We start from the raw sequence: 25224 nt of genomic DNA on the forward strand, positions 1-25224 counted from the left end.
GAGAGAACGAATGACAGAGTATACAGATCAGTATTTTGAAGGCGAACGACCCCTGTTTGCCGCAAAGGATGCCGTAATTACGCGCACCACGTTTGGTGAGGGGGAATCACCACTAAAAGAGAGTCACAATATTGAATTGAAGGATTCTATTTTTAAGTGGAAATATCCATTGTGGTACAGCAAACATGTTAATGTCGATCACACAATCTTTGAAACCATGTCCCGATCGGGGATTTGGTACACGGATGATATTACGATTACTAATAGTACCTTACAGGCTCCGAAGTTGTTTCGGCGCGCGCATCACATTGCGCTGAAAAATGATCACTTTTCCGATGCGGACGAAACGTTGTGGAATTGTTCTGATATTCGCATTGAAAACGTTCAGGCGCGTGGCAACTATTTTGGGATGAATAGTGACAATATTTATGTAGATCATCTGGATTTAATGGGTAACTATGCGTTTGATGGTGCCAAAAATGTGGAAGTGCATAATTCAACTTTAGTTAGCAAGGATGCTTTTTGGAACTGTGAAAATGTCACTGTATATGATTCAGTAATTAATGGTGAATACTTAGGTTGGAACACGAAAAATCTGACGTTAGTTAATTGTACAATCGAAAGTGATCAGGGTCTGTGTTACATCGATCATTTAGTTATGAAAAATTGTCGTTTGCTGGAGACGGACTTGGCCTTTGAATATTGTCGTGATATTGATGCTGATATTCAGTCTAATATTACCAGTGTGAAGAATCCGATCAGTGGGAAAATTCATGCGCAGTCAATTGGCGAGGTGATTTTGGATACCACCAAAATTAATCCAGATCAAACAACAATTGTGACAGATAAAGGAATTTCAAAAAAGAGGTCAGCATAATGGGTGAGTTTGATCAATTAATTTCTCGTCGCGGGACAGATTCCATCAAATGGCACGTAAAAGATGGCGAATTACCCATGTGGATTGCGGATATGGACTTTAAAGCGGCCCCCGCAATTCTAAAAGCAATGCGTGAAAAAGTTGATTTTGGGGTATTTGGCTATGAAGAACCGCAAGCTGCTTATTTTGAAGCAGTGGCCCATTGGTATGCAACGGAACATCAAGCTCGTCCGCAAACGGAGTGGATGCTATATTGTACAGGCGTTGTACCTGCAATCTCAGCTGTTGTCCAACACATTAGTCATGTCGGTGATAACGTGGTCGTTCAGGCGCCAGTTTACGATATTTTCTATCATTCCATCGAAAACAATGGCCGCCATGTGCTATCAAGTGACTTGGTTTATGATCGCCAGGCGCACAGCTACGCCATTGATTTTGCAGATTTAGAAAAGAAATTGGCGGAGTCCCTAACAACGTTGATGATTTTATGTAATCCGCATAATCCGATTGGTAAGGTATGGTCACGTGATGAGTTGATTCAAATTAGTACTTTATGCAAAAAACATCATGTTGTTTTGTTGAGCGATGAGATTCACGGTGATTTAGTATTTGGTGAGCCAACGTATACACCCTTATTTTCATTGCCAGCTGACTTGATTCAACACACAATTACGACTGTTTCACCAAGCAAGAGCTTTAATGTGGCTGCTTTGCATGCGGCGACGGTGATTGTACCCAACGAAAATTTGCGTGAATCAGTTAATCGAGGCATCAATAACGATGAACTGGGCGAGCCCAATCTATTGGCAATTCCGGCGACCATTGCAGCGTATACGCAAAGTGCTGATTGGCTACATGCCTTAAAAGCTAAACTGGTTGAAAATCGAAAAGTGGTTGATCAGTTTGTTTCAACTGAACTTCCTGAAGTTCAATTGGCATCCGAAAATGCCACGTACTTATTGTGGTTTGATGTGAGTCAAGTTACTGATGATGCCGAAAAACTAACGGCATTTATCCGCGAACAAACGGGGCTGTTTTTGTCAGCAGGGACGGTTTACCGTGGTAATGGTCGTTACTTCTTGCGCATGAATATTGCGTGCCCAACCAAGATGGTTGAAGATGGCTTACACCGATTGAAAAAAGGTATTACAGAATTTAAGACACAAAAGTAAAAAATGAACTAATCTTTGAAGTTCAAGATTACTAGATAGTAATCAAGAGCACATCGATTAGTTCATTTTTTTGGATAGATTACTGGGGATGCGTTTCATCTTGTAAGGTGCCATCCTTTTTGTAAACTTTAACGGCTGAATCTTTGTTTTTAACAATTTCACGAGCTCGTTTGATGGCAGCTTCTTTGGTGGAAAAACTTTCACTAGGTTGTTTGCCACCCTCAGCTTTAACTTGCCATTGCTTATCTTCGTAGTAGACAGTTTCCTTGGCATCTAAAAGACGAGAATGGCTTTTATCGCCATCATGGTTATCGTGTTTTGTCGGGCTAGGTGTGTTCTTAAATGCTGTTTTTTCTTTGGGACTTGCATCGGCATACCAGCGTTCGGCCTGTTTCATGGCAATGGGAATGACGCGATCATCGGGATAACCGTCAGCAAGCAAAGCGTTAGCGATATCAATGGCCTTTTTCCGTTCAAGCTCTTTCATATTCTTCATTGAAGCGGGGTAATCTTGTGCGTCCCAGGACATAAAAAATCCTCCTTAAAATAACGATTAGTGGTTGTCTATAGTTAATAGTATATAGATGTGAAGGATTAGGAGAAAAACATTTGCTTAAAAAGATCAGTGCTTAATTTTATATAATTGAACTTCAATCGCCCTACTAGATTTAAAAGGCGAGGAGGCTTATTAGCGGAGACAGAAGGTATTTTACAAGTCTTATAAGTACAGACAAAAGAATTGAGTTTTTCTGAGTGGATGGTGCTAATATGATTTTTGAAGAGAGGGCCTTCTTTTTGTAAGAAACAAAAGTAAGCAACTAAATTTGAATTTAAAAGATATGGGGATTTTTAAATGAAAAAGGTTAAATTTTTTATTAAAGGATCGAAAAACGAACAGGACTGGCTAAATAATTTTAGTGAAAAAGGGTGGAAATTATCCCATGCTGGTAAACTAATGTATTCTTTTGAATTCGATAAAACTCCATCATATATTCTAACTAATTATTCAAAAGAATTAGTTGCGGAAAAGACATCCAAAAATTCGAGAGTTGAATTAATTCAAAACTTAAAAATAAAAAAGCCAAGTTTTTTTGTACAATATTACAGTACAACAGACGAGCACTTAGTTCTACCTAAAGGGGAAAGTGATCTAATTGTTAGCGGAAAAATCGCTAATATCTATAAAGATAGAGCTACTTTATCACAAATAATATGGGTTTTTGCCGGATTTTTATTATTCTTAGGTAGGATAATTTATATATCAGTTAACCATTTGGCACCAATGCAGGGGTTGGGAATGCTAAGTAATTTTGTGAATAGCAATTTATTTTGGATGTTACTTATTTCTTGGTTATTGATTTTGCTGGTCATTCTAGGGGCTTCAAGCAAATTTAGAAAAATAGATGCGAATTACAGAATGCAAACCAAGGACTACCAGGGAACTTATTTACCTAATAAGTATGTTGAAATTAATACTGATAGAAAACCATTTGATATCCAACTTTTTGCTGATGTTGGTATTTGGCAATTGGTGACTGATGATGGCAATGGAAATTTTTATTATCGACTACAGACGTTGTATACCGATGAAGAAATCGAGAAAAAAATAAGAGAAAAAGCTACCAATGTTAAAAACATAAAGATTACTAAATGGTTGGGATCATTTTATTTACCAATTGGATAGCCAAAATGTTTCTATTTTTAATTGGAGGAATTAGTATGAAGAAGAAAGTCGCAATTTGGAGCGAAATGGATAATTTAATTAAGGATTCAGGGACGCCTGAAAGGGAACGTGAATTATTTTTAAGAGCGAGAAAGGAACTTGACCAAGGTAAAAATGAGCAGGCGGTTGCAGCTCAGCTTAAATCTGGGTTGTCTTTCTTGTCTTTTAAAGAAAAGTTATCTCCAAAAACGGTCTCTTTTTTCACTGAGATTTCCCGTCTTTACTTAGGATACGGGAGAAGAGATATGATTAATTTCTGATTTTTTGAGTAACAGAAATTTATTTTAAAGAGATTACTGGTTTTAATTGAGTAACTGAATTGGGGGGGAGAAGTGATGACGACTTCACTAAATAAAAGAATTATTGCTGAATTAGTTAGTTTCAGAAAAGCGTTAATTATTCAAGAATCGTCTGATAGTACCAAACGAGCAGTCGAATTAACTGAAAATGAAATTAAAGCGCTAGACAATCCAAAATTGAATGATAGGAATATTTCGATTTCGGCGGAACAATATATGCAACGTATCAATTTCTTGATTGGATTTCAGGGGCTCAACCTAGAAGAGGCTGCTAAATGTCACTGGAATGCATTTAAACTGTTGGTACCACAGAGAAGATCATATATTAATGAAATGTCTTTTCATTAACTAAGTAGCCATACAAAGCATCAGGATGTGCATGTTATTGCGTTAAAAGAACACGGGGGAGAAAAATGAAATTGTTTACTGATATTAATATTTTTAAGCAAAGTCCAGTTTATTACATTCCCGCTCAGAATCAAGAAAAGCCAATGCAAAGTACCTTCGTTATTGGATCAAAAGAGTTTCCTGATCAAGGCAATAAAATTGGGAGAGTAATTTTAGATCGTCTTTTAGTTCCGAAATTCAATCAAAATGTGATCGTTAAGATTGATAAAGCTATTGAAATAATTTCTAAAGATGAGAAAGTCCAGTTGGCATTTACCGATATAAAAGAAGTTGAAGTAGGACTGATGAAAAAGTATAATGCTGATTTTCAGGGACCACAACCGACATTTAATTCCACGGTTATTTTTACTACAAACCAAATGGATTATTATTTTTTAGTAAAAACTAGTGAATTATCGATACAAATTGCGAATGGTATTTTGGGGCATGTGAAAATTGCCGATCCATTAAATTTGAAACAGTTCTCTAGTTTGAAAAATAATTCAAGAATTGATGAGGCAATAGACAGAGCTGAATTCGAAAATGTTGTTCAAGGAACAACCTATGAACAACTGACACAGTAGAAATTTTGGTTGGACAAACTGGAAAAGAAGAGAAGAACAATGAGTGAAATAAGTAATGCTTTTTCTACACCTGCTTGGGGATCAGTTCCCGAAAATATTTTATTGTTGAATAACCGCGTTATGGATGTGAAAACGGTAAAGGTAAATGAAAACACATTTCCTAATCAGGGGATGTTTGCGCATCTGTTTAAAAAAGGTGTTCTAGTTTCAATAGAAGCCAATGGGATTCAACTTAAGCAGGATGGTAACTTGAAAATTGATTTGAAGAGTAAAGATTTGAAAAGGCTGGTTATTTTCCTGGATAAAAGTTATGCCCAGAATCAATTACCAACGAACGGCCCCAGGTACAGAACAGTTATCAATATACAAACAAAGGCTGATAATTATTATTGGAGAGTCTTTGGTGTTCACGCCGGAAAATATTTAGTTGACCATCCGAATGTTGTAGCCGGTGTGCATATCGAAGATCCAATGAATATCAAACAATTCCAAGGTAATGATGACAATGAATTAATGAAACAGGTGAGCAAATTAGGGTATAAGTCATTGGTTAAGGAAACAGAATTTGAATTTTTAGATAAGGATACACCGTTTCATAAATAAAGAACTAGGAAGATACAAGCAGATCAAAAAATTAATGTGATATTTAGGAGGATGAACATAATGAATTTTGAAAAATTAGTAGGGGTTGTTTTCTTGCTATTGGCCATTTGGCAGTTTTATGCGTTTGTTAAAGGGTTTAAAACCTTACGTACTAAATCGAACAAAGGGACAACTGCCTTTTCAATAGCTGGAACTTGGTACGGATTGATCTTTGCAGTAATATTTCTTGGATTTGGAATTGCCTTGGTATTGGGTGGCTTGTAAAAAACAAGAAAATCAATTAACACAGTTGTGGTTTTCGCGAATTCAATTACAATGACTTCGAATAGTTGGGTATTTTGAATCTAGATTTAGAAAAATAACTGAGAATCTGAATTTGATTCTTGGTCATTTTTTACGGGTGTTTTGGTTATGCCATGACTAATATAGACCTTATAACTCCTAAGAAGTATAAGAAACAGTATTGGAATGCAATTTACATGGAGATAATAAAAATGGATTCAGGAAATTTACTAGGGCTTGGTTTTGTTCTGCTAGGAATGTGGCAATTCGTTGCATTTTTTAAAACTTTTAACGCATATCGTAAGCACGCAATTAAAGGAACTAGTGGTTTTGCACCTTATGCATTTTGGAGTGGGTTAGTTTATGCACTTATATTTTTAGGTATGGGAATTTCTCTGATTTTTAATAGATTAGCTGAATTTCTTAGTGGTATGTGAGTTAACTGTTTTAAATGGCTTAATAGTACCCAAGAGATTCTGATCTCTTTAAAGCATCACGACCAAAAATGACAATTAATAGACTAAGGTCCATTAATAAAATGAGCGTAAATCTACCCATCATAAAATCACCTACAGAGCTAATATCGTTATTTGCTAGGCTATATATATAGCTATCATTAAAAAAATTTAAGATAACATGAACGAAAAAAATAAGGATAAAGCTCAAAATAACTTTAATAGAATATTGGTGTTTTCGCATTTTTTTCCAGTTATCATAGTAAGACATAAAAATTGTGATATTTATGGCAAGAAGCGCGGGAATTAATAAAAAGTGAATACCAGCAATTCTAAAGAATTCAACGTAGCTTAATAACCACAAAATGAAGTTCAGAATGTAAGCTCGTTTCGCAACTTTATGAATTTGAAGGCTTTTTTCGTTTTGTTCCTTGTAATAACTTAATACCCGATTATCCCGTAGCAGAAGATCTAGCGAAACACCGTATAAATCACTTAACTTCACGAAACTATTTACATCAGGATAACTGCGACCATTTTCCCAGCCCGAGATTGTTTTACGCGAAACATGTAAAGTTTCCGCCACTTGGGCTTGTGTTAAAGATTTATTCATTCGACACTGTTTGAGCTTTTCTGATATTTCCATATTAAAATCTCCCCTAAAACTAGTTTACTACATAATGGTAATTTTTCATGCTCTAAATTGGTAAAGTGTACAGCACAAGCGGTGTCTTAATTTATAAGCCCTCTATGTCTTCATTACTCAGCTTGAAAGATTGCTTTTTTTGATTAAAGTTAGAGTTGTTCCAAAGAATTTGAAGTGTTTCTAAGAAGTGAAGATGAGTTTTGCGTGAAAGGCTAGTAGTGGGGGAGAAGCTTTTTAAAGTAATTTCGGATTAAAAAATTATTGTGATGGCGCATGAATAATGCTCGTCACTAAATTCTTGGGGGAGTTTATGAAAAAATTGAAGTTAAAAATTACTTTTGCCATTTTTATATACGCTGTAGTCATACTTGGAACTTTTACAGATATAGCGAATCCGATGCCGTCAATTGCTATGTATATATTGGCGCTTGTAGCTAGTGTCATACTGGTATTGAAGGAATCTAATCGAGTTTACAAATATTCACTTTATCCAGCGTTGGTATATGCGATTACGCAGACATTTGGGATTTTATATGAACCACAAAGTATGAGTATGGTGGCGGATAAGCTTTATTCTTTGGTTCTTTTATTCTTGTACGCTTTATTTTGTGGATTTCATAAAAAGAAGTAATGGCTTTTTTGATGTAATAACGGAAAGCCATTTTGGGGAGATTAATATGGATAGGCAACAAAAAGTACAGGGTGATTTAAATATATTTCGGACCAGATTAGGAATGTTAGAAAATACCTATGAAAAGCAAAGAGCGTTAGAAATCACTAGCGATTTTCTCGAAGCAATTTCTAAACACGAGGTAAGTGATTTTGTCCTCAGTGCTAAAGGCAGGACATTTATTAAAGAAATTACTGTTTTAAGAGGATTTACCACGCATAAAATTAAGTTAGATACCCAATCTATTGCTTTGTTTGAAGAAATTCGTGATTTAATTCCAGCATCCCAGAACGAAGTGAATACTATATTTATGCCATGGTGATGAGTTAAAGATAGAGAGCAATCAGGTTACAATGTGTTAACACAACTACACCATGTCAAATCTCGGTTTAAGAACGTAGAGATTTTTCAAAAAATAAAAAGTTATTTTAAGCAAAAACCGCGATTATTATAGTTTATAAAATTACTAGAGTGGGATGGTGAAGTTCATATGGAATTTAGGAATGAAGCTATTTTTGCAATGAAAGATCTAAGTGTGGAATTAAATAAATATCATTATGGATCTGAGACCGCCAAATATGTTAGGGAAACTTTGGCAGAATTACAAAAGAATGAAGGTGTGGCCTTTACTGGTACTTTGCAAGTCTTTTTTAATCGTGCCCCTGTTGTCAAACTATCTGAATCTGTTGAATTTAATGAATCAGAAGAAAAATTATGGAGAAATGTATTTTCTTTCAATAACTTAGGAAATAATCTTTGGGGGGCTAGATTGTAGTTCTTTAATGCAAACTCGTTTAAATTAACTGCTAAGTTCAGTCTATGGAAAGAAGTGTTTAGTTTGCAGGTACTAAGTTATTCAACGGCTATTTCTGTTTTTAATAAAGCTAAAAGAAATTAAGAGTCTATCAAATTAAAAAAATTTGATGGCTCTTATTTTTGGTAAAAAATTATATTGATCCTGAAATATTGATGGTTTTGGTAACCATGTGTGGATTAATTTAATCTTGGCTTTTTAAAATATCGGTACAGAAAATAGTGATGACTAAGCTAAAACTTATAATAAAAATTAGAATGAATCGGCCAAGCATCATTCCAGTTATAAAATTAATGTCATTATTGCGTATTTGATAAATAAAATCTTGATTAATAAAACTTAATAAAACGTTTATTTCAAAAAAGAGTATAAAGATAATAGTAGCTCTAATAAAACGTTTTTTTTCTTTTAACCTGTGCCAGTTTTCATAATGAGAAGAAAAAGTGATTATATTAATTAGAAGCAGCAAAGGTATAAGCAAAGAATGAATGCCAGCAATTCTAAAAAGTTCTATATAGCTAGCGCCTAGTAAAACAATATTAAAGATGTAGGAATATTTAGCAATTTTACGAATTTTAATATTTTTTCTGTTTTGTTGTTTGTAATAATTTAATACTTTATTATCACGCAGCAGTGAATCCAATGAAACTTTGTATAGATCACTCAGCTGCACAAAGCTGTTTACATCGGGATAGCTACGCCCATTTTCCCAGCCAGAAATTGTCTTTCTAGATACATGCAGAATTTCAGCAACTTGAGACTGTGTTAAGGATTCGTTCATACGACAGTTTTTTAGCTTTTCGGATATTTTCATTTTTAAATTTTAAATTTTCTTTCTATTTGATTTTCTAATTAGTCGAACGGAATTTGATTTATTAAGTAATGGAGATCATTCCAATAAAGTTAATTATGATGTGTGCAACGATTGGGTAAATAATGTTTTTGTCAGTTTTTTCATACAGAATACCCAGTAATAGCAGGGGCGCATATACGATCATTCCTGTTATTATTGTTTTTATAGTGATATTACCGTTAATAATGTGAGAACCAATGAATAATAGAGTTGATGCCAAAAGTGCATATAAGTTGCCACGTTTTATGTTTAACTTATTAAAAATAATTGGAAAGAAGATTTTTTGAAAGAAGTACTGAAATATTATTTCCTCTAAAATTGGTGAAATCAGGATAATTGTAACGGCCAATAAAACTAGTAACGAGATATGTGAAGCAGCAGCTGAAACACTATTTTCGGTTGAATGTTGAGCGGCGGGAACAGAAATATGTAATACCGAGATGACGATGTTATATAAAATAGCTGAAACGATGCATAGCAAAGTTGCCAACCAATTTTTAATACTTTTAAGATTTATAAAACAAGTTTTTAAATAGTTTCTGATAAAAAATATAAACACGGCGATTTCAATCCAAAATCTTAAAATTGAAAAAAGGGTCAATAATAAGGCTATTGTTTTGTTAGCTGGTGAAGTTTGGGGCATCATCAGACCGATGCCGTCATTAATAAATAAATCGAGTGCAGGAAATAATAATAGCCCTACAAATAACTGTTTTTGTGACTTCCATGAATTGAACATAATATTCTTCCCCCCCAAAAAAATTAATCAATAAATCAAGTTTACCACTGATTTATATGAACAGTTGGCGTCCATAAATCTGCACGACGATTTCTAACTTAAAAAATAAACAAAAAAATTGTCTAGGTGAAATCAAATTAAGCACTTATAATATAATTAATCAGATAAAGGAGGGTGTGAAGCATGTTTGCATACACGATAAATAAAGATTTAAAACTTGTATTACCAAATCCAGAACGAGATGCAAAACAATTATTTGAACTGGTCGACAACAGTCGGAAATCAATGCAGGTTTGGTTACCTTGGGTGGCAAACTTGAAAACAGTTGATGATGAAATAAAGTTTTTAAAGCATGTTAATGTTAATTTTGGAACCGGTGAGTCGTTAAATGTGGCAATTTATCAAAAGCAACAGCCAGTTGGGATGATCAGTTTTAATCACATTAAAAGAAATAACATGAGCACCGACATTGGCTATTGGCTAGCTGAAAGTGCTCGCGGACAAGGAATAATGCATCAAGCTGTTCTAGCAATGGTCAAAATCGGGTTTGAGGATTATGGGTTAAATCGTCTTGAAATTGAAGCGGCTGTTGGCAATCATGAAAGTAACCATGTTGCGCAAAAAGCAGGCTTTAAACTAGAAGGAACTTTGCGTGAAGACATACTACTTTTAGATGGCCGGTATCATGACCATAATTTGTATTCTTTATTGCGAAAAGAGTGGCAAGACAAGTAGTTCTGAACTTCAATTGTTTGAACTGTAGCAAATCATGAACTTAAATTAAGCTCGGAAAAACATCACTAGTTTCTTTTTTGAAATTGATTTTTTTGCTAAAACTGAAGTTCAGAAAAACAACTTTTTAAAAAGATGATTTAAAAAAAACTTTAAAGACAATGCGCAACTTGATGTAAACTGTTTTAGATGCTGATAAATTGGGATTTATAGGTGATATGTAAACCAGACGTTGCCCCCTGTAAACCAGTAAATAACATCATGTAAAGCCTAAGTTGCTACCTACTCAATGAAATGAAGTTAAATATGCAAAGCTAATAATAGCTTTGTCAGTTTATTTTCTTGAAACAATTTTCATACATAAGGTTGTGCTAAAGAGACGAAGAAAAATAATTGTAGTTCAGGTACGGATTCACAAATATGTTGATACCAGTAACCTAATGGGAGCTAACGCATTAGGTTATTTTATTATGCAAAAATATCCATTTCTCATGAAAACGCTTTACAGGGGCCTTTTCTTGCTGCTATAAAAATTCGGTGTTACGGTTTATTTGGATGATATTTTAATTTAGTGTTAGGGAGATTCTATATTGCTAACCCGACTAAATTACTATAGGTCTTTTTTTGTTTTCTAAGGAGTGATTTTTTTGCATCAGAGAACGCGAAATTTGCGACATACAACAAGTGTCATTACGATTGGTGGACTGCTTTTTGGTTATGATACAGGAGTTATAAATGGGGCTCTCCCATTTATGTCCAGCGCATCTCAATTGAATTTGAATGCGGCAAATCAAGGGCTAGTCTCAAGTGTTTTAATATTAGGGGCCGCTTTAGGGTCAATGTTTACCGGTAAGGTTTCCGGAATTTATGGTAGACATCGCGTAGTGCAATGGATTGCAAGTTTATTTATTGCAGCTAATGTCCTATGTTCCTTGTCTCCTAATAAGTATATTTTTATTGTGTTCCGATTTATTTTAGGAATTGCGGTTGGTGCTGCATCCGAAGTAATTCCGGTATATTTATCGGAAATCTCGCCAATTAATGCTCGCGGGATGGTTGTAACACGCAATGATTTTAAGATTGTGTTGGGACAATTTTTCGCCTACGTTGTGAACGCGATTATTGGTGGATTGTTTCCAAATGTGATGTGGATTTGGCGAGTGATGCTAGTGATGGCAAGTTTACCAGCTCTAATTTTACTTTTGGAAAATCGATCTATTCCAGAAAGCCCGATCTGGTTATGGAAGAATGGGTATTTGAAAAAAGCTAAGGCCGTGATGTCACGTTACTTGCGGCCAAGTGAGGCCAAAGAAGAAGCTCATGAACTTCAAGCTGATCCGGAAGTGGAAGCGCAAAGTTTTCAATCCGTAGTTTTTTCCAGCAATATAAAACTTGTCTTGGTTGGCGTTGGGCTTGCCATTGTTCAACAAATCACTGGAATTAACGCGATTATGTATTATGGGACGTTAATGTTAGAGAGAACTGGATTAACGCGGAGCTCCTCATTATATGGGAACATTATTATTGGGCTAGTCTCAGTAATAAGTGTTAGTGTCAGTGTTCGAATCGTTGGGCGTTTTTTACGGAAAAAGCTTTTACTGATTGGTTTGTTAGGCAGTACAACCATTTTAACTTGTTTGAGTATTGTAACTCATTTACTCAGCGGTCCGCGTTTGACCGTGGCGGTGCTGAGCTTTATTACCTTATTCCTTATCTGTCAACAAGGTTTGATTAGCCCACTAACTTGGTTAATTTTATCAGAGCTATTTCCAGTTGACATTCGCGATGTTGGGATGAGCATTTCAACCTTCTTTGTATGGATGGCTGATTTTGCAGTTAGCTTAGTTTATCCCAGCTTAATGAGTGCATTAGGATTATCATCGGTATTCAGGATCTTTGCCGGATGCGGTGTATTATGTATTCTATTTGTCTATCTATTTGTTCCAGAAACGAAAAATAATTTGTTGACCTCCACTCAGCAGGGCCATCAAGCTGTAAAAAGTGCTTAAGTGCTGAAATAATTCGGAGGTGAATGCGATGAAACCAGTAAAAACGGCGACCGTGGATGTTCCCCAGGGTGATATTCATGATTACGATTCAATTTTAAAATATTTTAATGATGAACCAGTTAAACAATCAAAAAAGGATCATTATCATTCGATTACGTTTGTGACGACCGGAATTATTGCTTATGATGGGGGGCCAGACCACCATGCTTCATTTAGGAACCTTGCTAAGTAAACAAGGTTACCATGTTTACTATTTGAGTTATGTCCCTCAAACGGTTGATGAGATGGAACAAAACGCTGAATTTAATTATGAAGGTTATGAAGGAACATGTGTAGACATGTCGCAACTTGATAAACATAATTCAGATATTTGGTTGGCTACATTATGGGAATCGGCGTATGTTATTAAAAATAAGCCGGGATATAAGATGTATTTTGTTCAAGATTATGAACCTTATTTTTATCCTTTTGGTGATCGTTATCAATTAGCCAAGAAAACATACGAGCTTGGTCTTCACATGGTTTCTTTGGGCCCTTGGTGTGCGAAAATGATTAAGGAAAATTGTAAAGTTAATAGTCCGATTGATGAAATTAATTTTCCTGTTAATTTGGAACAGTATCCTTATCAGGCTCATGACCTCAGTAAGTATCCAGATAAAAAAGTAATTGATGTTGCGGTGTATACGAAATGGAGCAGTCCAAGACGAGCACCGATCAATATTCAAATGACATTAAATAATTGTCAAAATATTTTGGCAAAGCAAGGATTGAAGTTAAATCTTCATTACTTTGGAACGGACAAGAAAGCACAGTTCATTAATGGTGAGAATTTAGGTAAGTTAACTAAACCAGAGATGATTAGTTTGTATAATCGTTGTGATTTTGGAATTGCTCCATCAATGACCAACTTTTCGTTAGTGCCATTTGAAATGATGAGTTGCGGTCTTCCTTTGATCGATTTCAAGGAAGGCACTGGAAGCTATTTCCTACCAGAGGGCGCATATTTGAAGACTGGATTTAATGAAAAAGATCTAGCCAAAACCTTCTTACAGGCAAAACAAAATCCTTTGGAATTGGAACATATGGTGCAAAAAGGCGTGGATCATTTGCAGTCCATCACTTGGAAGCAAACACTCACTGACTTCGAAGCCATTATTGAAAAGATTTCGGCGGCTGTAGCATAGATAAGTAACAAAAAAGATTGGCGTCATGATCACTTGGATCACGATGCCAATCTTTTTACTTATTTATCTAAAGGTTGAAAGTACAAAATCACATCCAATTACTTGGTACAAAAACATTCATGGTAACAAAATTAGATTAAAATACCGTCTTCCGGCGAATCTGGGCCGGAACGTAGTGCGACTTCTTGCGGCTATCCTTGCCACAAGAATCGACAGCGTATGGAGCATTAAGGGCTTTCGGTACGAAAACCCTTAATGCGTAATAGTGGGCACGACTTAGAGCTGAAATTCACTTCTCTAAGCTCGGCCTTTATCTAAACGATAAATCGTTAAGATAAACGACACTACTGAGCCCATTTGCTTCCAGACTGTTTCAAGATTTAAAACTAATTATATATTTAACGCAAAAATTGTTATACCAATGTTTATGCGAAGTATCTAAAGACAACGGTAATTAAACTAATTTTTGTGGATTAAACCGTTTAATAGCAGTAACTGAAGTCATTTTTGTACTTTCAACCTTTAGTTATTTATTTTGTTGTAGCTTCTAATACTTTTACTTCAGGAGTAATTGGATTATGAACGGCTTTGAATTTCAGTAAGGAAACAGCATCCATATTGGTGATAATGACCATCATTGGGGTCTGTTTACCGGCATCTCGGATGGCTTGAAGATCAACGTGGGCAACTAGATCGCCATGCTTGACCTTTTGCCCGTCGGTTACCTTAACGTCGAAGGGCTTACCCTTTAGTTCGACGGTGTCGATTCCCATGTGTAAAAGAATTTCCAATCCGGAATCAGTGGTAAAACCAATTGCATGTTTAGTAGGGAAGACGGTGGATACTGTACCATCAACGGGCGAAGTGATCTCGCCAGTTTTAGGTTCAATTGCGAAACCGTCACCTAACATTTTTTGTGAAAAGGTTGAGTCATTTACATCTTCAATGTTCATATACTGACCCTCAGCGACGCTATAAAATTCACTGGTGACCGCTGATTTAATTGAAGAATCAGTTGGTGTAGCAACAGACTTTGCTTCAGGCTCTTTTTCGGCCGTGTTTTCAAGTGTAGATAACGGCGTTTTTTCATTAAAGAGTTTGCTTAGTGCATCAGCGACAAACTGAACTTCGGTTCCAATAATAATGTGAAGGTTAACTTTATCTAGTTTATTTAAACCAACTGCCCCACTTCGTTTGATCGCACCTTCATCAATTTTGTCAGTGTCTTTAAGTTGCAAACGAAGCCGGGTCGTACAATTGTCGACAGCTGATATGTTATCAACCCCACCAATGGCAATATAGATCTTTTTGGCCTGAATTGAGTATTTATCATCGGTATCACTTGTTTGAATACTTACCTGTGCATCATCAGCGTCTTCGTCGGTAACTGGTTCGCGGCCAGGTGTCATCAAATTGAATTTTTGAATGGCAAAATTGAAACCAAAGTAATAAATGGCCGCCATGACAAGCCCCTGAGGAATCAACATTAAGGGATGGTTGGCGATGGGATTCTTGAGGCTCAGCACATAATCAACGAGACCGGCACTAAATGAAAAGCCGGCGGTCCAATGCATGAAGGCCGCAAATGCCATTGATAAGCCTGTAAAGAATGCGTGCAGTACGTATAAAGGCCAGGCTACAAACATGAATGAGAATTCCAGCGGTTCGGTAACCCCGGTAAAGAAAGAAGCAAAGGCCCCAGCTAACATGAGGGAGCCAACTTCTTTTTTACGTTCAGGGCGAGCATTTTTATAAATAGCGTAGGCCCCAGCTGGTAACCCAAACATCATGACGGGAAAGAAACCGGCTTGATACATCCCAGTAACTCCTTTTGGTCCTTCATGCGCCAAAAACTTCCCAATATCATTAATCCCAGCAACATTAAACAGAAAAACGGAGTTTAAAGCTTGATGAAGACCGGTGGGAACAAGAAGTCGGTTGCAGAACGCATAAATTCCAGCGCCTAGCGGACCTAAGCCGACAATAAATTTCCCAAAGACAACCAAGGCATGATACAAAGGTGGCCAAACAACCAACAAAACTGCACTGATTGCCAACATGACAACGGCTGCGAGAATTGGAACTAGTCGTTTGCCACTGAAGAACGATAGTGCCATCGGTAATTTGGTTTCATGGAAACGATTATACAAGGCAGCCGCGATCAGACCGGACATAATCCCAATAAAAACATTGCTGATTGCAGCAAAGGAAGGATCAACTGCTGAAACTTTAATTCCCATGAGCGTGGCCACAGAACTTGTTTTGAGGACGTTTGTAGGGACTTCAAAAGCAACAAGCCCGGCTAATGCGGCAGCACCATCTTTATCTTTGGCCATGCCGAGCGCAGTTCCGACCGCAAATAGTAAAGGCAACTGCGTTAAAATGGCGTTCCCACCCGCCTGAAGGAAACGGGCAATAAAGCCATTATCTGCTGCTGCCCACCAAAAGCCGACCCCAACTAAGAGCGCCGCGGCTGGAAGAACGGCAACTGGCAGCTGTAAGGAACGACCTAATCTCTGAAAATATGTTTTCACAATGAAAGCCTCCTGAAAATAAATGAAAAATTTTAAAAATAATTTCATTTATTAGTCTAGGACAGGCTAAATAAAAATGCAAGTGGTCATGTTACATAATGTCACATATGCAGGCGTTTATAACGATAAATTAAAAATTGGTGTACCTAACAATTTACCGATCTTAGTTGCCTTGAAAGCCTGTTTTCAGAATTAAAGATGAAAACAAAAGCTAAAAGTGAAAAAGTTTGACAGCGGATACACACGCTGCTAATATAGAAACATTGTCACAATGTTATTGCGTTCGGGTAAGCATGAGTGATAAAAGATAAATAAGTCCAAGAAGATGAAAATCTTTAGCGGATTACATTGAATACAATAAGGTGTTATCAAAATTTTGAGCATGGTTTATTCACGATAGAAAGTTAAAGTGAATAAGTCCTCTAGGTGATTATTGTGAAAATAAAACGCGTTTTAAACAATAACACGGCCATTTCAGAAAATCATAATGGTTTGGATGTTCTATTGATGGGGCCGGGAATTGCATTTGGTAAGAAAAAGGGTCAAGAGGTTGATATTTCCAAGGTAGAAAAGACGTTCATTATTAAAGATCAAGACACAATGAACAAATTTACAGACCTGGTTATGGATGTCCCAATGAATGAGATTTTAATTGCAGAGAAGATTATCAACTTTGCTAAAATCAAATTGGGTAAGCAGCTAAATGAGATCATTTATGTAAATTTAACGGATCATCTGCATACAACAATTCAAAGATATCATGAGAAAATTGTTTTAAAGAATCCGTTGAAATGGGATATTGCCCGTTTTTATCCGGATGAATTTGCAGTTGGTCAAAAGTTTGTTGAAGTCGTTAAAAATGAGCTTGGAATTACGCTGGAAGATGATGAGAGTGCCTTTGTGGCATTACATTTTGTTAATGCAGAAACCGAAACTGGCGACGAACAAAATTTAGCGTATGACGTAACCAACATGATCAAAGAAGTTGAAGACATCGTGAAGGATTACTACAATACGGAGTTTGACGAAAGCTCGCTAAATTATTATCGGTTCATCACCCATTTGAAGTTTTTTGCGCAGCGTGTTCTCCAAAACAAGCATTATGACGACGATGCCGATGAAGATCTGTTACAAACGTTGAAGAAAAAATATGCTGTTGCGTATAACTGTGCTCGAAAAATTCAGACTTTTGTTCGGAAAAAGTATGATTACGAGATCAGTAGTACGGAATTATTATATCTGACGGTGCACATCAGGCGCCTTGTCAAAAACTTATAGGGTGTTATCTTAATTGAGCATGACCTAAGTAGCTTATTTAGCTATTTAGGTCTTTTTTTGTCAAAATTTGAAAAAAGAAAGGATTGATCACATGGATTATAAAGATTCCGCAAAACAAATTTATAAAGCAGTCGGTGAAGATAAAAATATCAATTCACTGATTCATTGTATGACGCGGTTACGTTTTCGACTCAAAGATGAAAGCATTGTGAATGATGATACTGTTAAAAAAATTCCTGGAGTAATGGGGGTTAATCATCAATCTGGTCAGTACCAAGTAATTATGGGTAATGATGTCTCTAATTATTATGATGAAATTTTGAAATTAGGTAACATTAACACTGGTGATGCAGATCAAACTTCTGATCAATCTGATCAAGGAGAAGAAAAGAAGAAAACAAATTGGTTTAATCGTTTTGCCAACTTTATTTCATCTTGTATGTCACCCATAATTCCAGCTTTAATCGGTGGTGGGATGATCAAGGTTATCTTGATCTTGCTGCCAATGTGGGGTTGGATGAGTGAAAAAGGTCAAACCTATGCAATTTTGAACATTTTTGGTGACGCGCCATTTTACTTCTTACCAATTATGTTGGCATATACGGCGGCTCAATACTTTAAAGTAACACCGATGTTGGCTATGACAGTTGCCGGAATTATGATTCATCCAAACTTTACAGCAATGGTCAAGGCTGGCCATGCGGTTCATTTCATGGGTTTGCCGGTAACATTGGTAAACTATTCGTCATCTGTTATCCCGATTTTAATGGTTGTTTGGGCCATGAAATATATTGAAATGGGTGTTGATAAGATTTGTCCATCTTCGATTAAGAGTATTTTGAAACCGCTACTGGTTTTGTTCATTACCGGAACCTTGGCTCTCGTCGTCATTGGACCAATTGGAACTTACGCTGGCAAATTACTTTCCACAGTTATCTTGTTCATTCAAAGCAAAGCTGGCTGGCTTGCCATGGCATTGATGACGGCCTTTATGCCATTGATTGTAATGACAGGAATGCACTGGGCATTTGCACCAATTTTCTTGGCCGCATCTGTTGCGAACCCAGATAGTTTGATTTTACCTGCTATGTTAGCTTCTAATATTGCCCAAGGAGCTGCTAGTTTAGCAGTTGCTGCCAAAACTAAGAATCGCAACACCCGTCAAGTTGCCGGTGCTGCTAGTATCTCAGCCTTGTTAGCAGGGGTTACAGAACCTGCGTTATATGGTGTAACCTTAAAATATAAAAAGCCATTGTATGCTTCTATGATTTCAGGAGCTATAACTGGATTGTTTATGGGAATTGTAAAATTGAAATCCTTTACTTTCGCGGTTCCGTCATTACTTTCATTACCTCAATTTGTCAGCAAAACAGATAGCAGCAATATTGTTAATGCAGTTATCGTGGTAATTGTTTCCTTTGTATTAACATTTGTCCTTACCTGGGTATTCGGAATTGATGAAAAAACACCAGCTACGGCTTCAGCTACAGATACAACCACAGCCACAGATGCAACCACGACAGCTGATGCACAAGATACACCAAAAACTACAAAAGTTGTTACAAATAATGTACATTCAGGATCTAAAGAAACAAAGAAAGTTTATAGTCCCGTTAAAGGTGAAATGATTAACCTAGAGAGTGTTTCTGATGACACGTTTGCTAAAAAGATGTTAGGTGACGGAGTGGCCATTATTCCTGAAGAAGGTAAAATTTATGCGCCATTTGATGGTCAAATTATGACCGTCTTCCCAACTAAACATGCGATTGGCTTGAAGAGTGATACTGGAATTGAATTATTAATTCATATTGGTTTAGATACCGTTAATTTGAAAGGTGCCCCATTCACGGCTCATGTGAAGGACAATGATCAAGTTAAAAAAGGTCAATTATTGATGGATGTTGATTTAGACGCAATTAAAAAAGCTGGTTATGATATTACAACGCCAATCGTTGTTACCAATACCAAGGACTTTGTTGAAATTGTATCTAATGACAAGACAACCGTCACAAATGATGATGTTGCTTTGTACGTTATTTAAGGAGGAACTCAGTTATGAGTAAATTTCCAAAAAACTTTATGTGGGGTGGCGCCACGGCTGCCAACCAATTGGAAGGTGCCTATCAAGAGGGTGGCAAAGGTTTATCAATTGCCGATGTTTTGCCTGGTGGTCCAGATCGTTTTAAGCTAGTTGATGAGCCTGATTTTGATTGGACAATTGATGAAAAACATCATACGTATCCAAATCACAAGGGGATCGACCATTATCATCGTTTTAAGGAAGATATTGCCTTGTTTGCTGAAATGGGATTCAAATGTTACCGTTTCTCAATTGCTTGGTCCCGAATTTTTCCAAACGGTGATGAGAAAACGCCTAACGAAGCTGGTTTGAAATTTTATGATCAGGTTATTGCAACTTGTCAGAAATATGATATTGAACCCGTTATTACAATTTCACATTATGAAATGCCTTTAAACCTAGTAAAAAAATATGGTGGCTGGAAGAATCGTCAGTTGATCACATTTTACGAACGATTTGCGCGGACGGTACTGACCCGCTACTACAAGCAAGTTAAGTATTGGATGACTTTCAATGAAATTAATAGTGCGCTGACCTTCCCCGTCATGGGACAAGGATTGGTTGCTTCTAACGGTGCCAATGACAAGCAAAACATCTATCAAGCTTGGCATAATCAGTTTGTGGCGGGAGCTAAAGCCGTTAAAATTGGCCATGAATTGGATCCTAATTTGCAAGTTGGTTGCATGCTGTTGTATGCAACAACCTATTCATATGATTCTAATCCGGTCAATCAGATGGCAACGCTGGAACAGAATCAGGCGTTTAACCATTTTTGTGGCGATGTCCAGGTGCGTGGTGAATATCCTGCGTATACCGAAAAACTGATGAACAAATATGGTTTTAGTTTTTCAGATTTAGAAATTGGTGACGATGATTTGGCCATTCTTAAGACCAATCCAGTTGATTACATTGGATTCAGTTATTACATGTCTTCAACGGTTGATGTTGCCGATTCAAGTCTTGAACAGGCTTCTGGAAACTTGATTGGTGGCGTTAAAAATCCATTTCTAAAGACCAGTGACTGGGGTTGGCAGGTTGATCCGATCGGTTTAAGGATTGCTTTAAACGAATTATATAATCGTTATCAAAAACCAGTATTTGTGGTTGAAAATGGTTTAGGCGCTGTTGACAAACCAGATAAAAATTTCCATGTTCAGGATGATTATCGAATTGATTATCTTCGTGAGCACATTGAAGCCATGGCAGGTGCGGTAGCCGATGGAGTTGATCTAATGGGCTACACACCATGGGGATGCATTGATTTGGTTAGTGCCTCAACTGGCCAAATGTCGAAACGTTACGGCTTTATCTATGTTGATTTAGATGATCAAGGTAACGGAACGTTGAATCGTTATAAAAAGGCTTCTTTTGATTGGTATAAAGAAGTTATTGCCAGCAATGGTGAGAATTTAGGATAGATAAAAAGTAGCTAACGAAATTTTCGATTTCGTTAGCTACTTTTTTGGGTGCGCCCGGCATGGGCGCTAACTAGGCGGTGAAAGTCCGTTATGGGCCGTAGTAGTCGGAACCATGAGCCAATGGCAAGGGTGTCCACTGTGAAGTGGAATCCGAAGGAAGCCGCAGGCGAAGTACTGCACCGATGAACAAGAAGTGGCTACAAGGCCGAAATGACTGGATAAGGTTGCCTAACAAACTGAAGTCCGATACTACTCGAAGTCATGACGGTAAAGCCAACGGTGAGATGGTACGAAAGTTAGCGTTCTTACCCGGGGAGACCTGTATTACACGTTTCCGACAAGAGGAACGTTATGTTCCACAAAGACAAGCACTTCAGTGATGGAATGTTGAGTAATGCAGGAGTCAGCCGAGGTCATAGTAGTCCACGAAGTGAACGAAGGACCGAACAGTAATAACTCGTAATTGATATTGGAGGTGGAAGCAGTGCGAAAATCGCAGAAAACAGAACAAATAGCTGACCACCGATGGATGGCAGGTCTGGAAGACCAAGAGCATATCGGGGCGCGTAGCACTGCCTCTGGTGAAAATACAAGAATGAGTGGCATTAAGTTTCAAGACTTGGTTTTAGCCCGAAATAATCTGAATTTAGCCTATCAACGGGTGACCAAGAATAAAGGAGCAGCTGGTTTAGACGGCATGACCGTTGAAGACCTTTTGCCATACCTGAAAGAACACCGGAAAGAGCTACTTGAACAACTAGCAAATGGCACATATAAACCAGCGCCGGTTAAACGAGTAGAGATTCCCAAGCCCAACGGAGGTACCCGTAAATTAGGAATTCCGACAGTTGTTGACCGTATGGTCCAACAGGCGGTAGCCCAAGTTATGAGCCCAGTGTTTGAGCAAGCGTTCTCAGAGAGTAGTTTTGGTTTTCGTCCAGGAAGAAGTGCCCAACAAGCCATTAAACAGGTCGTTTCATTTTATAACGAAGGATTTCACCGAGTGGTTGACCTAGACCTAAAAGCGTACTTTGATACTGTGAACCACGATTTATTAATTAAGTTCATTGAACAATACGTGAATGATCCATGGTTAACAAAATTGATTCGTCGATTTTTAACCAGTGGGGTCATGAATCATGGCTTATTTGAAAGCAGTGAAAAAGGAACTCCCCAAGGAGGTCCACTTTCACCATTGTTAGCCAACATTTATTTGAACGAACTTGATAAAGAATTGACAAAACGAGGCCATAAATTTGTCCGATATGCGGATGACTGTAATATTTACGTTAAAAGTCAGCGAGCTGGGCAACGAGTTCTTGAAAGTATCTCTAATTTTCTGGAAGGTCGACTAAAAGTAACGGTCAATCAAAAGAAGACACAGGTTGGATCACCTCTACGACTAAAATTCTTAGGATTTTCATTGGGAGTCGGACATGGTGGTGCTTATGTACGACCAGCCAAAGAACCCAAGCTTAGAATTAAGCAAGCGCTTAAGCAAATTACTAAGCGCAATCGTGGGGTGTCAACTGACAAGATATTTCAAGAAATTCAGCAAAAGATGCGCGGCTGGATCCAATATTTTTCTGTTGGAAAGATGACTACTTTTATTCAGACATTGGACAAATGGTTAAGGTCTCGTATACGGCAGTATATCTGGAAACAGTGGAAGAAGACCAAGACAAAGATAAATAACTTGAAACGATTAGGATTATCTACAAGTGATGCGGTTAAGTCTGCCAATACCCGTAAGGGTTACTGGCGTACAGCGCATAGTAAAACCTTGTTATATACCTTAACAAATGAAAAACTGGAACGCCTTGGATTAATGAATCTAACCAAGACACTCCAGTTCATTCAAAGTGCTTAAATTACTGAACCGCCGTATACGGATCCGTACGTACGGTGGTGTGAGAGGTCGGTAGTTGAATTAATCAACTACCTCCTACTCGATTTTAATAAGGTCTTGACGATCTTTTTTGGAACGCTTACTATTAATTTGTAAGAAAAACTTACGAGGTATAAATATTATCTGGGGAGATAATCATATGCGAAAATGGCGTAAACATCTTGCCCAGGCACTGTTAATTGGTGCTGGGCTTCTAGTTGCTTTAAGTGGTGCAACGACTTCGGTTTTTGCTAACGCTGATGGGACAACCAATGTAAAGAATGACAAAGCTACTGTAAAACCAGTTCATGGTGTAACTTCAAATTCCATTCGTGGAGTGGATATTTCTAGTTTACAAGCTGAACTGAATGCAGGTGTTAAATTCTATGGTTACAACGGTAAACAACAGGATATTCTGCAAACTTTAGAGGATTCTGGTGTTAACTATGTTCGATTACGAATTTGGAACGATCCGTATGATAGTGATGGTCATACATACGGTGGCGGAGATGCTACTTTAGATAATGCTGTCAAAACAGCTAAAGATGCAACTTCTCATCACATGAAAGTATTGCTTGATTTACAATATTCTGATTTTTGGGCAGATCCTGCAAAACAAGCCCTTCCTAAAGCTTGGAAAAACTATACATTTGCACAAAAGAAAACAGCTGTTTATGATTATACTGAAAAAGTATTGAAGACCATGAAAGCAGCCGGTGTTGATGTTGGGATGGTCCAAGTAGGGAATGAAACGACTAAAGGGATGATGCAGGAAAAGGATCCTGCTAAATACATGCAGTTTATTGCTGAAGGTGTAAATGCTGTTCATAAGTATGCCCCTAACGCTTTAGCTGCAGTTCACTATGAATCACCAACAGCATCTTCATTTGCAAAAATTGCTGCTGAGTTGAAGACTAATAAAGTAAAGTATGATGTCATGGGAGCTACTTTCTACCCACATTGGAATGGACCAGATTCCAAGTTAATTGGTGCTGAAAAAGTAATTACACAGACTTATGAAAAGAAATTTGCGGTTATGGAAATGAGTTATCCATACACGACTGATGATATGGATGGACAGTCTAACATTGTCGGATCAATTGCTAACCCGCCATTCCCAATTTCAGTGCAAGGGCAAGCCAATGCAATTAGTGATACTTGGAAGACTGTTATGCAAAACGGAAATGGTAAGGGCCTTGGTGGTTTCTACTGGGAGCCGGCTTGGATTCCAGTCAAAGCTGGCTGGGATAATTATCAATTCAACCGTGATGCAAGTGTGAAATATGGTACTGGTTGGGCAACTAAATATGCTGCTAAGTATTACGGTGATGCAGGATATTCTGACCAGGAAGCTAATGTTAATCAATATTGGGGAGCTTCATCGTATGATAACCAAGCTCTTTTTGACCCGCACGGTTACCCACTTCAGTCTTTGCTGACGTTTAAGAAAATGATTACTAATAATTATGTTTCAAAGAGTGCCAAATCGCCTGTAGATCGTTATGTAGCTAAGAAAAATAACGCATATGCATATACGTTTAAAGGCTCAAACGATAATTTCACCTTTAAAAAGGCCTTTGCGGTCAGCTCTTTGAAAGGTATTTACAAGATTGACAAAGCTGAATATGTGGTTAAAGCAGACGGAAAAACATATCTGTACTATCACATTACCTCTGGCAAAAAGACCGGTTGGATTTGGCATTCATATCTACAAAAGAAACCTAATAAAATAGCAAAAACGACTAAAGTAAATTATAAGCACCGTTATGTTGTTAAAAATAAAAAGGGAAATGTATACGGATTTCAGGGTGGTTCAAATGATTTTCAGTTTGTGACATTACATTATTTGAAGAACTATCCTAAGACCCATTTTGTTGTGACACGGGTAACTTATGTGAAGAAATATGATGGTAAAACATACAAATATTATTATGTTCATTCTTTGAATGGTAAAGTACATGGTTATGTTTGGAATGGCTATTTAAAGTAGCAACTAT

At 37.2% G+C, this 25224-nt stretch carries 25 protein-coding genes and 1 pseudogene; 21 read left to right on the forward strand and 5 right to left on the reverse strand.

Annotated features, from left to right (window positions below):
- The first annotated feature begins 10 nt into the window (after window positions 1–10).
- Entirely contained in the window at window positions 11–877 is an 867-nt protein-coding gene (locus tag ADU73_RS05030; protein ID WP_046871355.1) for a DUF3737 family protein, read from the forward strand.
- Window positions 877–2049: a MalY/PatB family protein gene (locus ADU73_RS05035; RefSeq protein ID WP_046871356.1), complete on the forward strand. Its 1173-nt coding sequence runs from the start codon at window positions 877–879 to the stop codon at window positions 2047–2049. The genes ADU73_RS05030 and ADU73_RS05035 overlap by 1 nt, the downstream gene beginning before the upstream one ends.
- A gap of 79 nt (window positions 2050–2128) precedes the next feature.
- Here ADU73_RS05035 and ADU73_RS05040 read toward each other — a convergent pair whose 3' ends face one another.
- Complete coding sequence (locus ADU73_RS05040) at window positions 2129–2578, reverse strand: DUF2188 domain-containing protein (protein ID WP_046871357.1); 450 nt, start codon at window positions 2576–2578, stop codon at window positions 2129–2131.
- Window positions 2579–2902: 324 nt separating this feature from the next.
- Between ADU73_RS05040 and ADU73_RS05045 the strand changes: the two genes are divergently transcribed.
- The 7 genes from ADU73_RS05045 to ADU73_RS05075 all read left to right on the forward strand — a co-directional run bounded on the left by ADU73_RS05045 (window position 2903) and on the right by ADU73_RS05075 (window position 6364).
- Window positions 2903–3733: a DUF2812 domain-containing protein gene (locus tag ADU73_RS05045; protein WP_046871358.1), complete on the forward strand. Its 831-nt coding sequence runs from the start codon at window positions 2903–2905 to the stop codon at window positions 3731–3733.
- Between the two features lie 35 nt (window positions 3734–3768).
- Window positions 3769–4032: a bacteriocin immunity family protein gene (locus ADU73_RS05050; RefSeq protein ID WP_046871359.1), complete on the forward strand. Its 264-nt coding sequence runs from the start codon at window positions 3769–3771 to the stop codon at window positions 4030–4032.
- Between the two features lie 75 nt (window positions 4033–4107).
- Window positions 4108–4419 (forward strand): hypothetical protein, encoded by a 312-nt coding sequence (locus ADU73_RS05055; RefSeq protein WP_046871360.1) that lies wholly within the window; start codon window positions 4108–4110, stop codon window positions 4417–4419.
- A 71-nt stretch (window positions 4420–4490) separates the two neighbouring features.
- Entirely contained in the window at window positions 4491–5042 is a 552-nt protein-coding gene (locus tag ADU73_RS05060) for a hypothetical protein (protein ID WP_144010446.1), read from the forward strand.
- Window positions 5043–5081: 39 nt separating this feature from the next.
- Entirely contained in the window at window positions 5082–5645 is a 564-nt protein-coding gene (locus ADU73_RS05065; protein ID WP_046871362.1) for a hypothetical protein, read from the forward strand.
- Window positions 5646–5705: 60 nt separating this feature from the next.
- Window positions 5706–5909: a hypothetical protein gene (locus ADU73_RS05070; RefSeq protein ID WP_046871363.1), complete on the forward strand. Its 204-nt coding sequence runs from the start codon at window positions 5706–5708 to the stop codon at window positions 5907–5909.
- Between the two features lie 230 nt (window positions 5910–6139).
- Window positions 6140–6364, forward strand: coding sequence for a hypothetical protein (locus ADU73_RS05075; RefSeq protein WP_046871368.1), 225 nt, complete (start codon window positions 6140–6142; stop codon window positions 6362–6364).
- A 19-nt stretch (window positions 6365–6383) separates the two neighbouring features.
- Here ADU73_RS05075 and ADU73_RS05080 read toward each other — a convergent pair whose 3' ends face one another.
- Window positions 6384–7028, reverse strand: coding sequence for a helix-turn-helix domain-containing protein (locus ADU73_RS05080; protein WP_062913238.1), 645 nt, complete (start codon window positions 7026–7028; stop codon window positions 6384–6386).
- 310 nt (window positions 7029–7338) lie between these two features.
- Between ADU73_RS05080 and ADU73_RS05085 the strand changes: the two genes are divergently transcribed.
- The 3 genes from ADU73_RS05085 to ADU73_RS05095 all read left to right on the forward strand — a co-directional run bounded on the left by ADU73_RS05085 (window position 7339) and on the right by ADU73_RS05095 (window position 8473).
- On the forward strand, window positions 7339–7659 hold the full coding sequence (locus ADU73_RS05085) for a hypothetical protein (RefSeq protein WP_046871364.1): 321 nt from the start codon (window positions 7339–7341) through the stop codon (window positions 7657–7659).
- Window positions 7660–7705: 46 nt separating this feature from the next.
- A complete protein-coding gene (locus tag ADU73_RS05090; protein ID WP_046871365.1) occupies window positions 7706–8020 on the forward strand; it encodes a hypothetical protein in 315 nt (104 codons plus the stop codon).
- A 168-nt stretch (window positions 8021–8188) separates the two neighbouring features.
- The gene (locus ADU73_RS05095) at window positions 8189–8473 is read left to right on the forward strand and encodes a hypothetical protein (protein ID WP_046871366.1); all 285 of its coding nucleotides are present in this window, start codon (window positions 8189–8191) and stop codon (window positions 8471–8473) included.
- A gap of 223 nt (window positions 8474–8696) precedes the next feature.
- On the opposite strand, the gene ADU73_RS05100 is transcribed toward ADU73_RS05095, so the two are convergent.
- Window positions 8697–9326: a helix-turn-helix domain-containing protein gene (locus ADU73_RS05100; RefSeq protein WP_056986033.1), complete on the reverse strand. Its 630-nt coding sequence runs from the start codon at window positions 9324–9326 to the stop codon at window positions 8697–8699.
- Window positions 9327–9387: 61 nt separating this feature from the next.
- The gene (locus ADU73_RS05105) at window positions 9388–10104 is read right to left on the reverse strand and encodes a CPBP family intramembrane glutamic endopeptidase (RefSeq protein WP_046872319.1); all 717 of its coding nucleotides are present in this window, start codon (window positions 10102–10104) and stop codon (window positions 9388–9390) included.
- A gap of 183 nt (window positions 10105–10287) precedes the next feature.
- Here ADU73_RS05105 and ADU73_RS05110 point away from each other — a divergent pair, with 183 nt between their 5' ends.
- From ADU73_RS05110 to ADU73_RS05120, 3 genes and pseudogenes are all read left to right on the forward strand, one after another.
- Complete coding sequence (locus ADU73_RS05110; RefSeq protein WP_046872320.1) at window positions 10288–10839, forward strand: GNAT family N-acetyltransferase; 552 nt, start codon at window positions 10288–10290, stop codon at window positions 10837–10839.
- 644 nt (window positions 10840–11483) lie between these two features.
- Window positions 11484–12845, forward strand: a complete 1362-nt coding sequence (locus ADU73_RS05115) for a sugar porter family MFS transporter (RefSeq protein ID WP_046872321.1) — start codon at window positions 11484–11486, stop codon at window positions 12843–12845.
- 28 nt (window positions 12846–12873) lie between these two features.
- Window positions 12874–14029, forward strand: a pseudogene (locus ADU73_RS05120) (glycosyltransferase family protein).
- A gap of 530 nt (window positions 14030–14559) precedes the next feature.
- Here ADU73_RS05120 and nagE read toward each other — a convergent pair.
- A complete protein-coding gene (nagE, locus tag ADU73_RS05125) occupies window positions 14560–16563 on the reverse strand; it encodes an N-acetylglucosamine-specific PTS transporter subunit IIBC (protein WP_046872323.1) in 2004 nt (667 codons plus the stop codon).
- 435 nt (window positions 16564–16998) lie between these two features.
- On the opposite strand from nagE, the gene licT reads away from it, so the two are divergent.
- The 6 genes from licT (at window position 16999) to ADU73_RS05155 (ending at window position 25217) form a co-directional block, all read left to right on the forward strand.
- Window positions 16999–17841 carry a BglG family transcription antiterminator LicT gene (gene licT / locus ADU73_RS05130; protein WP_046872324.1) on the forward strand — a complete coding sequence of 281 codons (843 nt, stop codon included), beginning with the start codon at window positions 16999–17001 and terminating at the stop codon, window positions 17839–17841.
- A gap of 91 nt (window positions 17842–17932) precedes the next feature.
- Window positions 17933–19882, forward strand: a complete 1950-nt coding sequence (locus ADU73_RS05135) for a PTS beta-glucoside transporter subunit IIBCA (RefSeq protein WP_046872325.1) — start codon at window positions 17933–17935, stop codon at window positions 19880–19882.
- 14 nt (window positions 19883–19896) lie between these two features.
- Window positions 19897–21339 (forward strand): glycoside hydrolase family 1 protein, encoded by a 1443-nt coding sequence (locus ADU73_RS05140; RefSeq protein WP_046872326.1) that lies wholly within the window; start codon window positions 19897–19899, stop codon window positions 21337–21339.
- A gap of 182 nt (window positions 21340–21521) precedes the next feature.
- On the forward strand, window positions 21522–21719 hold the full coding sequence (locus tag ADU73_RS05145) for a hypothetical protein (protein WP_046870766.1): 198 nt from the start codon (window positions 21522–21524) through the stop codon (window positions 21717–21719).
- 104 nt (window positions 21720–21823) lie between these two features.
- On the forward strand, window positions 21824–23209 hold the full coding sequence (gene ltrA / locus ADU73_RS05150) for a group II intron reverse transcriptase/maturase (protein WP_046870767.1): 1386 nt from the start codon (window positions 21824–21826) through the stop codon (window positions 23207–23209).
- A gap of 178 nt (window positions 23210–23387) precedes the next feature.
- Window positions 23388–25217: a glycoside hydrolase family 53 protein gene (locus ADU73_RS05155; RefSeq protein ID WP_052694541.1), complete on the forward strand. Its 1830-nt coding sequence runs from the start codon at window positions 23388–23390 to the stop codon at window positions 25215–25217.
- Window positions 25218–25224 lie beyond the last annotated feature (7 nt).

The sequence above is a fragment of the Pediococcus damnosus genome, from assembly GCF_001611155.1.
GTDB lineage: Bacteria > Bacillota > Bacilli > Lactobacillales > Lactobacillaceae > Pediococcus > Pediococcus damnosus.